The sequence below is a fragment of the Oerskovia sp. NPDC060338 genome (assembly GCF_042726295.1).
Lineage (GTDB): Bacteria > Actinomycetota > Actinomycetes > Actinomycetales > Cellulomonadaceae > Oerskovia > Oerskovia merdavium.
In genome coordinates, this window is sequence record NZ_JBHXCQ010000018.1 from 26,362 (window position 1) to 39,660 (window position 13,299).

The following is a 13,299-nucleotide window of genomic DNA, read 5'->3' on the forward strand; positions in this document are numbered from 1 at the left end:
GTGGGCTGTGGTGCGGCGCGCGGTGGTCACCGCCGCGCCAGGTCTCAGGGGCGCTCGGCGGCCGTGGCCCGACGGCGGAGCACCAGCACGGCTCCGGCGGCAGCGAGCAGCACGACCACGCCGACGACGATCGCGGTCGTCGGGACGCCCGCCCCGTCGTCCTCGCTCGCGGCAGCGGACGACGCGGCCTCGTCGCCCTGTGCGGCGACCTCGCCGTCGGCGCCATCCTCCGCGGGCGCGGGCGGGGCCGCCGGGGGCACCACGTCGATCTGCGTCGTCGCGGTCGTCGCCACGGGCGTCGTGGTCGTCGCGGTCACGGTCCAGTTGCCCTCGCCCAGGACGTCGGGGGCCGACGTGTACCAGCCGACACCCTCGGAGGCCGAGGAGAGCTGGATCGGACCGACCTCGGTGCCCTCCGCGGAGACCGCGGTCACCATGACGTCGACGATCTCCTCGACGGGGTGCCCGTCGGTCTTGTACGTCACGTTGACCGACACGCCCCCGGCACCGTCACCGCCGATCGACAGGATGATCTCCCCGCCGTGGGCGCTCGCCGGCGCCGCGCCGAGCACCGAGGCGAGCAGCAGGACGGCCCCTGCCAGGACCGCGCGCAGCGCGTGCGAGAAGGGGCGGGGGCGCGGGGTACGCGTCCGGTCCGGACCGGAGCTCCGGTTCGCCTGCTGAGTCATGTCGCTCATCACCTCGTCGTGAAGGAAAGGGGTCGTGCGTCGGGCTGCGCGGCCCGGCGGGCCGCGCGGTGGTGCTGGTCCTGCTGGTCCTGCTGGTCCTGCTGGTCGTACGGTAGGTGGCTCCCGGCACCAGCCGGAGCACCGGGTTCCGGTGCCGGGAGCCGGCACGTCCTCGTCGTCGACGGGGAAGTGCCAGACGTGCTGACGAGCCTCGGCCATGGTGCCGACGTCCCGGCCGAAGGGTCGTCGACGCCACACGTCGGTCGAGGCTCCTCAGCCCGCCCGTCAGGGGCGGTGGGGCCGCGGTTCACCGCGGCCCCACCGGTGATCGGTCAGCCGCAGCTCGCAGCGGCGTGGTCGATCGTGTACGTGCTGGTCCTCCCCTCGGCGTCGGTCACCGTGACGGTGACCTGACCGGCCTCGATCGACGCAGCACGGGTCGCGAACGACTGGTGGGCGGACTTGCCCGCCGCCACCCCCGTGAAGGTCTTGGTGCCGTAGGCCGAGCGCACCACGATCGTGACCGGGGCGTCACCCGTGTTGACCGCGGTGACGCCGAGCGTCACGCGGTTCGCCACGCACTTCGGTGCGGCCGTGACGGTCGCGGGGACCAGCTCACCGGCCGGCACCTCGAGCGAGGAGGCCGTGACGTTCCCGGCCACGTCCGTGGCCCGGTAGGCGAGGGTCGCAGCGCCGTCGCCGACGGCGACCGGTGCCTCGTACGCGACCCAGGTCGTCCCGTCGAGCGAGTACTCGACCGACGCGATCCCGGAGACGGCGTCCGTGGCCGTGATCTCCACCGTGCGGTCCTCGCGCAGCGTCGCCGCCGCGGTCGGTCCGTCACCGTCGATCTTGACCGCCACGTCGGCGCCCGTCACGTTCTCGGTGCCGGCCGAGGCCCGCACCTTGATCGTGTGCTCACCCGGTGCGTCCACGACCACGGGGGCCGTGTACTCGGCCCACGCGCCGCCGTCGAGCTGGTACTCGCGGTAGACCTGCTGGCCCGCCGCACCGCCCGTGGTGGCGACCGTGACGGTCACCGGACCGGTCCACCAGCCGTTCGCGCCCGACGGCGAGGCCGGGTCGAGCGACCCGCTCACCGTGAGCGGCTCGGCCTGCGGGCCCACGACGCGGAAGTGCTCGAACGTCGCGGTCGCCGAGGCCTTCTGGCCCGCGCCGAGGGCGTACAGCCCGACCTTGGCGTCCGCCAGGCCCGGGTTGGTCACCTTCTCGGCGATCTCGGTCCAGGTCACGCCGTCGGCGCTGTACGAGCCGGTGAAGGTCGTGCCCACCTTGGCCAGGCGCAACCACCACACGCCCTGCGTGAGGTTGTTGACGTTGGGCTGCGGGTTGAGGACGGTCGCGCCGGCCTCGCTGCGCATCTCGAGCCCACGGTCGACCGCCGCGCCCTGCTGGTTCTTCGTGATGAAGTCCAGCTTGACGTAGTTGTCGTCGTCGCCGTAGAGGATCAGACCACCCTGCTGGTACTGCTGGTCGAACGTCGAGCCGTCGACCTTGGTCTCGACCGTCCAGTCACCAGCGGGCTGGTCCTGCAGGACGATGTTCGGCACGTCGGTGTTGCCCGTGCCGTAGATGTCCGTCGGGGTCGTGTCGATCTCGAGCTTGCCGCCCGCGACCCGCAGACCCGATGCGTCCGGACGGACCACGCTGTTCCAGCGGCAGCCGTCGAGCGACGTCCCCTCGAACTCGTCGTCCGGCCCGGCCGCGGTGGCCGTGTCGTCCGGCGTGATGTGGAACCAGTCGAACTTGGCGTCGACCACGGCCGGCACCGAGCCGTCGTTCGCGAACGCCACGAGCCCGATCTTCGGGTTCACGAGGCCGTGCAGCGACTTGGTCTCGGACATGGCCGTGAAGTCCAGGCCGTCGGCCGAGTAGTACGCCCTGAGGTTGGACCCGTCGCTCGTGTAGCGCACGTAGAACGTGTCCGGGAAGTCCGTCGTGATGTTCACGTTGGACGCGGCCACCTCGTTGGGCGTGCCGTTCTCCTCGCGGATGAACTGGAAGACGCGCGAGTTGGGGTTCGCCCCGGTCCCGCGGCCCTGGATCACCATCTTGGCGTAGTTGTCGCCGTCGCCCCACAGGAGCAGACCGGCCTGCTGGTACTGGGCACGCGCCGGGAAGGTGACCTTGGTGGTCGCCGTCCACGGACCCGACGGGAGGTCCTGCAGGACGATGTTGGACACCGGTCCCTCGCCCTGGCCGTAGAAGTCCGCCTTGCTCGCCGGGATCACGAGGTGACCGTCGGCGACCGCGAGCTTCTGGTCACGACGGATGATCGTGGACCAGCGGTCCTCGTCCACCGCGGTGCCCGTGAAGTCGTCCGAACGGCCCGAGAAGCACATGACCGGACCGGACTCGTTGACCTTGATGTTCACGTACTTGACCGTGTAGGCGCCGCCGGCGTCGGTCACACGGACCTGCAGCCGGTAGGCGCCCGCCGCGGTGTACGTGTGCGAGAACTCGGGGCCACCGTCGACGAACCCGCCGCCCAGCCCGTCGTCCCACGCGTAGACCAGGTCGGACGCCTCGCCGTCGGGGTCGGAACCCGTCGCGGTCGCGGTGACCGTCAGCGGGGCCGAGCCGACCAGGGTGGGCACGTCGAGCTCGACGTCGGGACGGATGTTGTCCGTGACGCCGCGGCCGTCGATGTCCATCCAGTTGACGTTGATGCCGCCCGAGAGCAGGACGAAGTAGAGCGTCCCGCTGCCTTCCGGCACGTTCGTGAGCGGCGTCGAGACGTCGCGGTAGACCTGCCAGTCCCCCGTGTTCGGCACGGTGATCCGGCCGATCTCCGGGCCGTCCGGAGCGTCCCAGCGCAGCGAGACCACGCCGTTCGCGTTGGGCGAGGCGACGCGCAGGCTGATGGCCTCGACGTTCGTCAGGCTCACGGGCTCGTGCGCCCACCAGTCACCGGGCTCGATGTAGCCCAGGTTCTGACCGCCGCCCGCGGAGTCCGAGGTGGTCTCCTTCTGGACGCCGGGGGTGCCGCTGGTCCCGATCGAGGTCTCGCGACCCGTCGAGGTGTAGAACTCCGACTGGACGCGCTTGGGCTGGAGCACCTGGAGAGCGTTGCCCGTCAGGGGCACGCCGGCCTCGCCGCCGTCGTCGGTGTAGGAACCCTCGATGACCCAGAAGATGTTCGACTCGATGCCGTGACCCTCGTCGCGAGCGGTCTGGAGGACCCCCTCGCAGCCGTACAGCTCCTCCATGGGGTGAGCGTGCGAGTCGTGGCCGAGCGAGGTGCGCAGCGCGACCGACGAGCAGTCGACGTCGCCGTCGGGGTCCTCGACCGTGATCCGGTAGCGGACCTGGTCGCCCCACTCGAAGAACCCGCCGTTGTCCGGGAACTCGATCTTCACCGTGGGCGCCTGGTTGCCGACGACCACCGTGACGTTGGCGACGGCGAACTTGCCGTTGCTGTCGGTCGCGGTGAGCTGGGCCGTGTAGGAGCCGTTCGCGGTGTAGGTGTGGGTCGGGTTCGCCTCGGTCGAGGGCGCGGAGCCGTCGCCGAACGTCCACTGGAGCGCGATCGGGTCGCCCGACGGGTGACGCGTGCCCTCCGAGGAGAACTGGACCGTCAGGGGTGCCGCACCGCTCGTCACGTCCGCACGGGCGTGGGCGATCGGCGACGGGTCGCCCTGGACGTAGTTGACCTTGTAGACCGCGCTCGAGTCGTTGTTGCCGCCGAAGCCCGAGCCCCAGTCGATCACGTACAGCGCGCCGTCAGGACCGAAGTCGAAGTCCATGGGGCGGTCGAACCCGTTGGACGGGTCCAGCACGCCCGGCATGATCCGGTTGATGTCGACGATCTGGTCACGCTTCTCGCCGTCGAGCTGGATCGAGAACATCGTGCCGTGGTTCCACTCGCCGAACAGCGCCTTGCCGTCCCAGTACGCGGGCCACTTCACGTCGGAGTCGAGCTCGGGGTCGAACTCGTAGACGGGGCCGCCCATGGGCGCACCGCCGCCACCGATCTCGGGGAACTGCGGGTTGGCCGCGCCGGTGTACCAGATCTCGGCGGCGATGGCGGCCGGGAGCTTCTGGATGCCCGTGTTGTTCGGCGAGTCGTTGGTCGTGCCCGCCGCGCAGTCGAACGACGCACCGGACTGGCCGGTCGCGAAGTTGTAGTCGACGTACGACGTGTTGGCGCCCGTGCAGTACGGCCAGCCGTAGAAGCCCGGCTCGCTCACGACGTTCCACTCGACCGCGCCGCGGGGACCGCGAGCGGGGTCGGCCGAGCCCGAGTCGGGACCGTAGTCGCCGACCAGGACGTTCCCGGAGGCGTTGTCGATACCGATCCGGAACGGGTTGCGGAAGCCCATGGCGTAGATCTCGGGCCGCGTCTTGTCCGTGCCCGGGGCGAACATGTTGCCCTCGGGGATCGAGTACGTGCCGTCGTCCTCGGGCGTGATGCGCAGGACCTTGCCGCGCAGGTCGTTCGAGTTCGCCGAGGAACCCTGGGCGTCGAAGTTCTTGCGGCCGGGACGCTCGTCGGTCGGCGTGAAGCCACCGGACTCGAACGGGTTGGTGTTGTCACCCGTCGCGAGGATCAGGTTGCCGTCCTCGTCGAAGATCATGTCCCCGCCCGCGTGGCAGCACGTGTCGCGCTGCGTGGTCACGGTCAGGAGCTTCTTCTCGCTCGTGGGGTCGAACGTCCTCGACGCGGTGTCGTAGGTGTAGCGCGAGATCCGGTTGTGCGGGCCGTCCGACCCCACGTTCGCGGGCGACCAGTAGGCGTAGAGCCAGCCGTTCGTCGCGAAGTCCGGGTCGAGCACCAGGCCCAGCAGCCCGTCCTCGTTGGCCTGCGTCACGTTGAGGCTCAGCGCCGTCGTCGTGACGTTGGCGTCGTGGTCGATGCGGCGGACGCGACCGTCACGCTCGGCGTAGAACACCGTGCCGTCGGGGGCGACGTCGAGCATCATGGGGTTGCTCGTGTCCTCGTCGAGCGCGACGCGCTCGAAGCTCGCGCTCTGCGTCGCGTTGCAGTCCGAGTCGACGACGCCCGCGGCGGTCTGGATGCCGCCCAGCAGGTGCTCGACGAATCCCGGCTCGGTGTAGCTGGCCTGGGTGTGCCCGCCGCCGGTGTACCAGGAACGGCCGCCCTCGTAGGTCTGGCACCACGCGATCGGGTGGTCGGAGCCCATCTTCGCGCTGCCCGCGTCGTACGAGGTCTCGTCGAGGCTCGCGAGCACGTGGACCTTGTCTCGCGGGCTCGTGCGGAAGTTGTACCACTCGTCGTGGCGGTCCCAGCGGGACGGCAGGTGCGCGGTCGAGGGGTGGACGCCGTCCTCGACCTTGATCGTGGCGTCCTGGTTCTGCGGGTGCCCCGAGAAGTAGGCGCCCACGAGGCCGCCGTACCAGGACCAGTCGTACTCGGTGTCGGACGCCGCGTGCACGCCCGCGTAGCCGCCGCCGTTCGCGATGTACCGCTCGAACGAGGCCTGCTGGTCGGTGTTGAGCACGTCGCCCGTGGTCGAGAGCCAGATCACGACCTCGTACTGCGCGAGGTTCTCGTCGTTGAAGGCGGCCGCGTCCTCGGTGACGTCGACCGTGAAGCCGTTCTCGGTCCCGAGCTTCTCGATCGCGGCGATGCCGGCCGGGATCGCGTCGTGCCGGAACCCGGCGGTCTTGGAGAAGATCAGCGCGTCGAAGGGGGCCGCGGCGGCCTCCTGGGGCACCACGACGGACGTGGTGGCGGACTGGGCGGCACCGGGGGTGGCGGCGAAAGCCGCCGCCCCGGTCGCCATGGACAGTGGGAGCGCCACCGCGGTAGCGGCGACGGCCGCGACCGTGCGCATCGTTGCGCGCGGGGCTCTCCAGAGCACGTTTCTCACCTAGGACTCCTTGTGATGATGGGACAAGGGTGCTGCGCTCCGGGGTGTCGACGGCATCGGCCGTGACCCGTCGTCACCGGTGGCGGACCTGCTCCGCCGGGCATCTCGCACCACGCCGCACTCCGGCGCGTGGCTCCCGCACGCTGCGGGCCGAGACCTCCTCTCAGATCTGCTGCCAGTCGCTGTCGGACGCAGCGCTGCGCTCGACGGCTTCGAGGATTCGCTGGACGGCCAGGCCGTCGGCGAAGGACGGGGTGGGCTGGGTACCGGCAGCGACGTCGCGCACGAGGTCGACCGCCTGGTGCGTGAACGCGTGCTCGTACCCGAGCCCGTGACCGGCGGGCCACCAGCTGGCGATGTACGCGTGCTGGGGCTCGGTCACGACGATGCGCCGGAAGCCCGCGACCTGCGGGTCGTCCGAGGCGTCGAAGAAGTGGAGGACGTTCATGTCCTCGAAGTCGAACGCGACCGACCCGAGCGAACCGTTGATCTCGAGACGGATCGCGTTCTTGCGGCCGTAGGCGAAACGGGTGGCCTCGAAGACTCCGAGCCCGCCGCCCGTCAGGCGCGCGAGGAAGACCGCGGCGTCGTCGACCGTGACGGGACCCGTCTCGGTGCCGCCCGTGCCGGACAGGCCCGAGAAGCCCGTGGCGATCGGGCGCTCGTTGACGAACGTCTCGAGGATGCCCGAGACCCCGGTGATCGACTCGCCCGTGATGAACTGCGCGAGGTCGATGATGTGGGCACCGATGTCACCCAGGGCACCCGAGCCGGCCTTGGTCTTGTCGAGGCGCCACGAGAGCGGCGCGGTCTCGTCGGCGATCCAGTCCTGGAGGTACTGGGCGCGCACGTGGCGGATCGTGCCGATCCGGCCGTCCACCACGAGCTGGCGGGCGAGCTGGACCGCGGGGACCCGACGGTAGGTGAAGCCCACCGTGGCGAGCACGCCGCGCGCGGCGGCGGCCTCGGCGGCGGCGACCATGAGCTCGGCCTCGGCGACCGTGTTGGCCAGAGGCTTCTCGCACAGGACGTGCTTGCCCGCCTCCAGGGCCGCGATCGCGATCTCGGCGTGCGTGTCGCCCGGGGTGCAGATGTCCACCAGGTCGACGTCGTCGCGCGCCACGAGCTTGCGCCAGTCCGTCTCGACGTCGTCCCAGCCGAGCTTGTCCGCAGCAGCCGTGACGGCTGCAGCGTTGCGGCCCGCCAGCACGCGCATCTCGGGCGCGAGCGGCAGGTCGAAGAACCGCGGTGCGGTGCGCCATCCCTGCGAGTGGGCAGCCCCCATGAACGAGTACCCGACCATGCCGATCCCGAGGGTCGGGTGACCGTTTTCTGCCATCTCAGGCACTTCCTTTCGTGGTGGACGTCGCGGGCCGGGCGCCCGCCGGGGGCGCTGCGCCCGGCCCGCGACGTCAGTGGTGGGTCGTGCTCAGGACTCGAAGGCCGACGGCAGGTACTCGTCGACGTTGTCCTTGGTCACGACCGGCGCGAAGAGCTGGATCTGGCGCGGCACGCCCATCGAGGCGAGGTCGCTCATCGACTTGCCGTGCTCGATCAGGCGGGCCAGCTTGATGCCGTCGGCTGCCTGGGTCGAGGGGTAGATGACGGTCGCCTTGAGGACGGTGTCGTCGGCCTCGATCGAGCGCATGACGTTCGCCGAGCCGGCGCCGCCGACCATGAAGAACTCGTCACGGCCCGCGTTGTCGATCGCCGCGAGGACGCCGACGCCCTGGTCGTCGTCGTGGTTCCAGATCGCGTCGATCTTGGGCGCGGCCTGGAGCAGGTTGGCAGCCGCCTGCTCGCCGCCCTGGACCGTGAAGTCGGCCGCGACGCGGTTGCTGACCTCGAGCCCGCAGCCCTCGAGCGCGTCGGAGAAGCCCTTGCTGCGGTCCTGCGTCAGGGGCAGCGAGTCGATCCCGGCGATCTCCGCGACGACCGCGTCCTTGTTGTCGCCCAGCTGCTCGCAGATGTAGGTGCCTGCGCTCACGCCCATGCCGTAGTTGTCGCCGAGGACCGTGGACCGGGCCGCGAACGGGCTCGAGAACTCGCGGTCGACGTTGATGACCGTGATGCCCGCCTCCATGGCCTCGGTCGCGACCTCGGTGAGGGCTGCGCCGTCGAACGGGAGGATGACGATCGCGTCGACGCCGTCGTTGATGAACGTCTCGATCTGGCTGATCTGGAGGTTGACGTCGTTGGTTCCCTCGGCGACCTTGAGGTCGACGTCGTCGTACTTGTCCGCCTCGGCCTGGGCGGCCTTGGTGATGGCGCCCATCCAGCCGTGGTCGGCCGCGGGGGCGGAGAAGCCGATGACGACCTTCTCGCCCGAGGCGTCGTTGTCCGACGACGCGCCCGGGGCGGCGGCAGCGGCGCTGGTCTCCGAAGGGGCCGGCGTGTTCGACGTGCAGGCCGAGGCGAACAGCGCGACCGAGGTGAGCGCGACGGTCGCGAGGGCCAGACGGCGTGGCATCGGGGTACGGGTACGAGCGGACATGAGGATCTCCCTTGATTCTGGTCCTGCTGGTGCTGGTTGGGACGTGCTGGACGTGCTGGGTTCCGGCCCCGCGGGCGGGGTCGTGGTGCGGTGGTGCGGTACGAGAAGCCCCGACGGCGGAGCTAGTCGGATCTGGTGCGCGAGGCGAAGCGCTGCTGGAGGAGCACGGCGACCACGATGATCACGCCCTTCGCCACGTTCTGCGCCGAGGTCGACATGTTGTTGAGCGTGAAGATGTTGGTCAGCGTCATGAAGATCAGGACGCCGAACACGGTCCCGACGATCGTGCCGCGGCCGCCCACGAGGAGCGTCCCGCCGACCACGACCGCCGCGATGACGTCGAGCTCGTAGAACAGACCGTTCGTCGAGGAACCGGCCGTGGTGCGGCCGAGCATCATGACCGCCGCGATGCCGGCCGTGAAGCCCACGAGGCAGTAGAGGTACATGAGGTGACGCTTGACCTTGATGCCCGCGAGGCGGGCGGCCTCGGGGTTGCCTCCGACCGCGATGGTGCGTCGACCGAACGTCGTGCGGTTGAGGAGGATCCAGCCGGCGACCGCGACCACGACGAACATCCACACGAGGACCGGGATCCCGATGAAGTCGGCGCGGAAGAAGTTGAGGAACGGCTTGACCGTGACGATCTGCGTCTGCCGGTTGGAGATCATCTCGGCGAGCCCTCGGGCGGCGACCATCATCGCGAGGGTCGACATGAACGCGACGACCTTGCCGTAGGCGATGAGGACGCCGTTGATGAGCCCGCAGACCGTACCGACCGCGAGGGCCGTGACGACCATGACGATCCAGTGGGTGTCGGCGGCCATGGTCTGGGTCGCGAGCGTGCTGGCCCAGACGGTGGACAGACCCATGACGGAGCCGACCGAGAGGTCGATGCCGCCTGCCGTGATGACGAAGGTCATGCCGATGCTCAGGACGCCGATCACGGCGGCCGAGCGGAGGATCGTCAGGACGTTGTCGATGCTCGCGAACCGCTCTCCGGCCGTGACGTAACCGACGATGCCGAGCGCCACGAGGGCGAGGACCAGGCCGACGTTCCGACCCATCGATCCATTGAACAAATTCCGGCGCGACGACGCGGGACCGGACGAACCGGAGCTCCCGGCGTGCGCCGACCCGTCCACGACGGTTGCGGTGGACACCTCCTGCTCGCTCACGCGGCACTTCCTTCCATGACGAGGTCGAGCACACCGTGCTCGTCGATCGAATCTGCTGGTCCCTGGTGGACGACGCGGCCCTCCGAGATCACGAGGACGCGGTCGGACAGACCGAGCACCTCGTCGATCTCGCTCGAGACCACGAGGACAGCCGCCCCCGAGGCCGCGAGGTCGCGGATGAGGTTGTAGATCTCGGCGCGTGCCCCGACGTCGACGCCACGGGTGGGCTCGTCGAGCAGCAGGACGCGACAGCCGCGGACGAGCCAGCGCGCCAGGAGCGCCTTCTGCTGGTTCCCGCCAGACAGCGTCCGGGCGTGGCGTTCGACGCCGGCGGGGCGCAGGTCGAGCGAGACCGCCTGCTCCTGTGCCGCCGACCTCTCGGCCTGCTCGTCGAGGAAACCTCCCTTGGCGAAGCGCCCGAACGTCGAGAGGGTGATGTTGCGGTAGACGGGCTCGTCGAGGAGGAGCCCCTGGCTCTTGCGCTCCTCGGGGCACAGGCCGATGCCCGCGTCGACCGCGACCGCGACCGAACCGGCCCGGAGCTGCTTGCCCCCGACCACGACGGTCCCCTCGGTCGCGTGGCGCGCCCCGTAGATGGTCTCGAGGATCTCTGAACGCCCCGAGCCGACGAGACCGGCGAGACCGACGACCTCGCCCGCGCGCACCTCGAAGGACACGTCCGAGAACTCGCCCTTGAGACCGAGCGACTCGACCGCGAGCAGGACCTCCGCCTCGGCGGCGACCGGTTCACGTGCCGGGAAGACGTTGTCGACCGCGCGGCCCGTCATGAGCTTGATGAGCTCCGCGGTGGGCGTCTGCGAGACCTGGAGGTTCTGCGCGACCGTGCGCCCGTCCTTGAGGACCGTGATCCGGTCGCCGATCTGCCGGATCTCCTCGAGCCGGTGCGAGATGTAGACGATCGCGACACCGCTCGAGGTGAGCTCGCGGACCACGCGGAAGAGGTTCTCGACCTCTTCGCTGTCGAGCACCGCGGAGGGCTCGTCCATGACGATGACCCGCGCGTCGTGCGAGAGGGCGCGAGCCATGGACACGATCTGCTTGCCCGCGGCGGACAGCTCACCCACCTCGCGGTGGGGCGAGATCTCGGGGTGACCCAGCCGCCTCATGAGGTCGCGGGTGTTCTTGGCGACCACGCGCCGGTTGGAGAAGCCGACGGTCGACAGCTCGTGCCCCAGGTAGATGTTCTCGGCGACGGTCAGGCCGTCGACGACGTCCAGCTCCTGGTACATCGTGGCGACGCCGAGCTTGAGCGCGGCGACCGGGTGAGGGATGGTGACGGGCTCCCCGTCGATGAGGATCTGCCCCTCGTTGGGCTGGTGCGCACCGGCGAGCACCTTGATGAGGGTCGACTTGCCGGCGCCGTTCTGTCCGAGGAGGCAGTGCACCTCTCCGGGGAGGATGTCGAGATCGACGCCGTCGAGTGCTCGGGCGCCGGGAAACTGCTTGACGATGCTCCGCATCTGCAGGAGCGGCCTGGTGGGCTGAGGGTCTGCGTTGACCATGTGAGAGAAACTAGCCGACCTTTTGACGAGCGTCAATCAGAAGATCTCGATCTTTTGCTTCGTTACAGACCCGTGACCAGCAAAAGTGGACATAGAGGTGCGACGCGCCGGCCGAGACCCTGACTCACGTCCGGCCCCGCGAGCAGGCGGCGAGGACCTCGTCCAGGGTGGCAACAAGGGCAGATTGTCGGGGATATGACGCTACTGACAGGTGGAGGTGCGAGACTCCGTCCGCCGCGGCGTCGCTGCCGCAGCAAACCACACGCTAGGTCGGCTTCTGTCGATCGTCAAGCAAAAGCCGAAGATCGCAGTACGCTAGAGAACGCCACCACTGCGTAGTAACGAGAGGCTCCGTGATACATCGTGCCCACCGAGGAACTGCTGAAGTTCGCCCCACGCCCCACCGGCGCCGGGGACATGTTCCAGCTGCTCCGCGACGGCCAACCCCGGACACGGGCTGACCTCGCCGCGATCACCGGGCAGGCGCGGTCCACGATCGCCGCCCGCATCGACCTGCTGATGGCCTCGGGGCTCATCGCGCCCGCGGGCGAGGCGAGCTCGACCGGTGGGCGCCCCCCGGTGACCTTCGCCTTCAGCCCCGGCGCACGGATCGTGCTCGCGGTGGACCTCGGCGCGACGCACGCGCGCCTCGCGGTGACCGACCTCGCCTCGAACGTCCTCGCCGAGATCGACGCGCCCCTGTCGATCTCGGAGGGACCGGAGACGGTCCTCGCCTGGGTCGCGGAGACGGGTGAAAAGCTCATCGCCGCGGCAGGGCGCGACCTCAAGGACCTCGTGAGCGTCGGCGTCGGTCTCCCCGGGCCGGTCGAGCACTCGACCGGGCGGCCCATCAACCCGCCGATCATGCCCGCGTGGGACGACGTCGACGTCCCGGCGATCCTGGGCAAGACCTTCGACGCGTCGGTCCTCGTGGACAACGACGTGAACATCATGGCGCTCGGTGAGCACCGCACGGCGTGGCCCGCGGTGAGCGACATGCTCTTCGTCAAGGTCGCCACAGGCATCGGCGCGGGCGTCATCTCGGACGGCGAGCTCCGGCGCGGCGCCCAGGGGGCTGCCGGGGACATCGGCCACATCGCGGTCCCCAACGCGACCGACACGCCCTGCCGGTGCGGCAACATCGGCTGCCTCGAGGCCGTCGCGAGCGGCCAGGCCATCGCCGGCGCGCTCAAGAAGGAGGGGCTCGAGGCCCTCAACAGCGGCGACGTCGTCACGCTCGTGCGCGGCGGCGACCTCATGGCGAGCCATGCCGTCCGTCAGGCCGGTCGCGACATCGGGGCCGTCCTGGCCGCGTGCGTGAGCCTGCTCAACCCCTCCATGATCGTGGTCGGCGGCATCATCGCCGAGGCCGGTGAGCACCTGATCGCGGGCATCCGGGAGATCGTCTACCAGCGCTCGCTCCCCCTGGCCACGCAGCACCTGCGCATCGTCACGTCGCAGGCACGCGGGCAGGCGGGCGTGCTCGGTGCGAGCGCCATGGCGATCGATCACGTACTGTCTCCCGCAGCGATCGATGCCCTGATCGCGTGAGCGCCAACGGAG

Annotated in this window: 7 protein-coding genes; 1 reads left to right on the forward strand and 6 read right to left on the reverse strand. The window is 70.0% G+C overall.

The features are described from left to right. Positions 1-44 precede the first annotated feature (44 nt). The 6 genes from ACFWGN_RS19695 to ACFWGN_RS19720 all read right to left on the reverse strand — a co-directional run bounded on the left by ACFWGN_RS19695 (position 45) and on the right by ACFWGN_RS19720 (position 11,736). Positions 45-698, reverse strand: a complete 654-nt coding sequence (locus tag ACFWGN_RS19695) for a hypothetical protein (RefSeq protein WP_377619280.1) — start codon at positions 696-698, stop codon at positions 45-47. 323 nt (positions 699-1,021) lie between these two features. Next, the gene (locus tag ACFWGN_RS19700; RefSeq protein ID WP_377619282.1) at positions 1,022-6,544 is read right to left on the reverse strand and encodes a ThuA domain-containing protein; all 5,523 of its coding nucleotides are present in this window, start codon (positions 6,542-6,544) and stop codon (positions 1,022-1,024) included. 163 nt (positions 6,545-6,707) lie between these two features. Continuing rightward, on the reverse strand, positions 6,708-7,883 hold the full coding sequence (locus ACFWGN_RS19705; RefSeq protein ID WP_377619284.1) for a Gfo/Idh/MocA family protein: 1,176 nt from the start codon (positions 7,881-7,883) through the stop codon (positions 6,708-6,710). Between the two features lie 90 nt (positions 7,884-7,973). Then, positions 7,974-9,014, reverse strand: coding sequence for a substrate-binding domain-containing protein (locus ACFWGN_RS19710; RefSeq protein ID WP_377619285.1), 1,041 nt, complete (start codon positions 9,012-9,014; stop codon positions 7,974-7,976). A gap of 146 nt (positions 9,015-9,160) precedes the next feature. Next, on the reverse strand, positions 9,161-10,213 hold the full coding sequence (locus ACFWGN_RS19715; RefSeq protein ID WP_377619286.1) for an ABC transporter permease: 1,053 nt from the start codon (positions 10,211-10,213) through the stop codon (positions 9,161-9,163). Further along, entirely contained in the window at positions 10,210-11,736 is a 1,527-nt protein-coding gene (locus ACFWGN_RS19720; protein ID WP_377619288.1) for a sugar ABC transporter ATP-binding protein, read from the reverse strand. Before ACFWGN_RS19720 ends, ACFWGN_RS19715 begins: the two co-directional genes overlap by 4 nt. 417 nt (positions 11,737-12,153) lie before the next feature. On the opposite strand from ACFWGN_RS19720, the gene ACFWGN_RS19725 reads away from it, so the two are divergent. After that, positions 12,154-13,287: an ROK family protein gene (locus ACFWGN_RS19725; protein ID WP_377619350.1), complete on the forward strand. Its 1,134-nt coding sequence runs from the start codon at positions 12,154-12,156 to the stop codon at positions 13,285-13,287. The last annotated feature ends 12 nt before the right edge of the window (positions 13,288-13,299 follow it).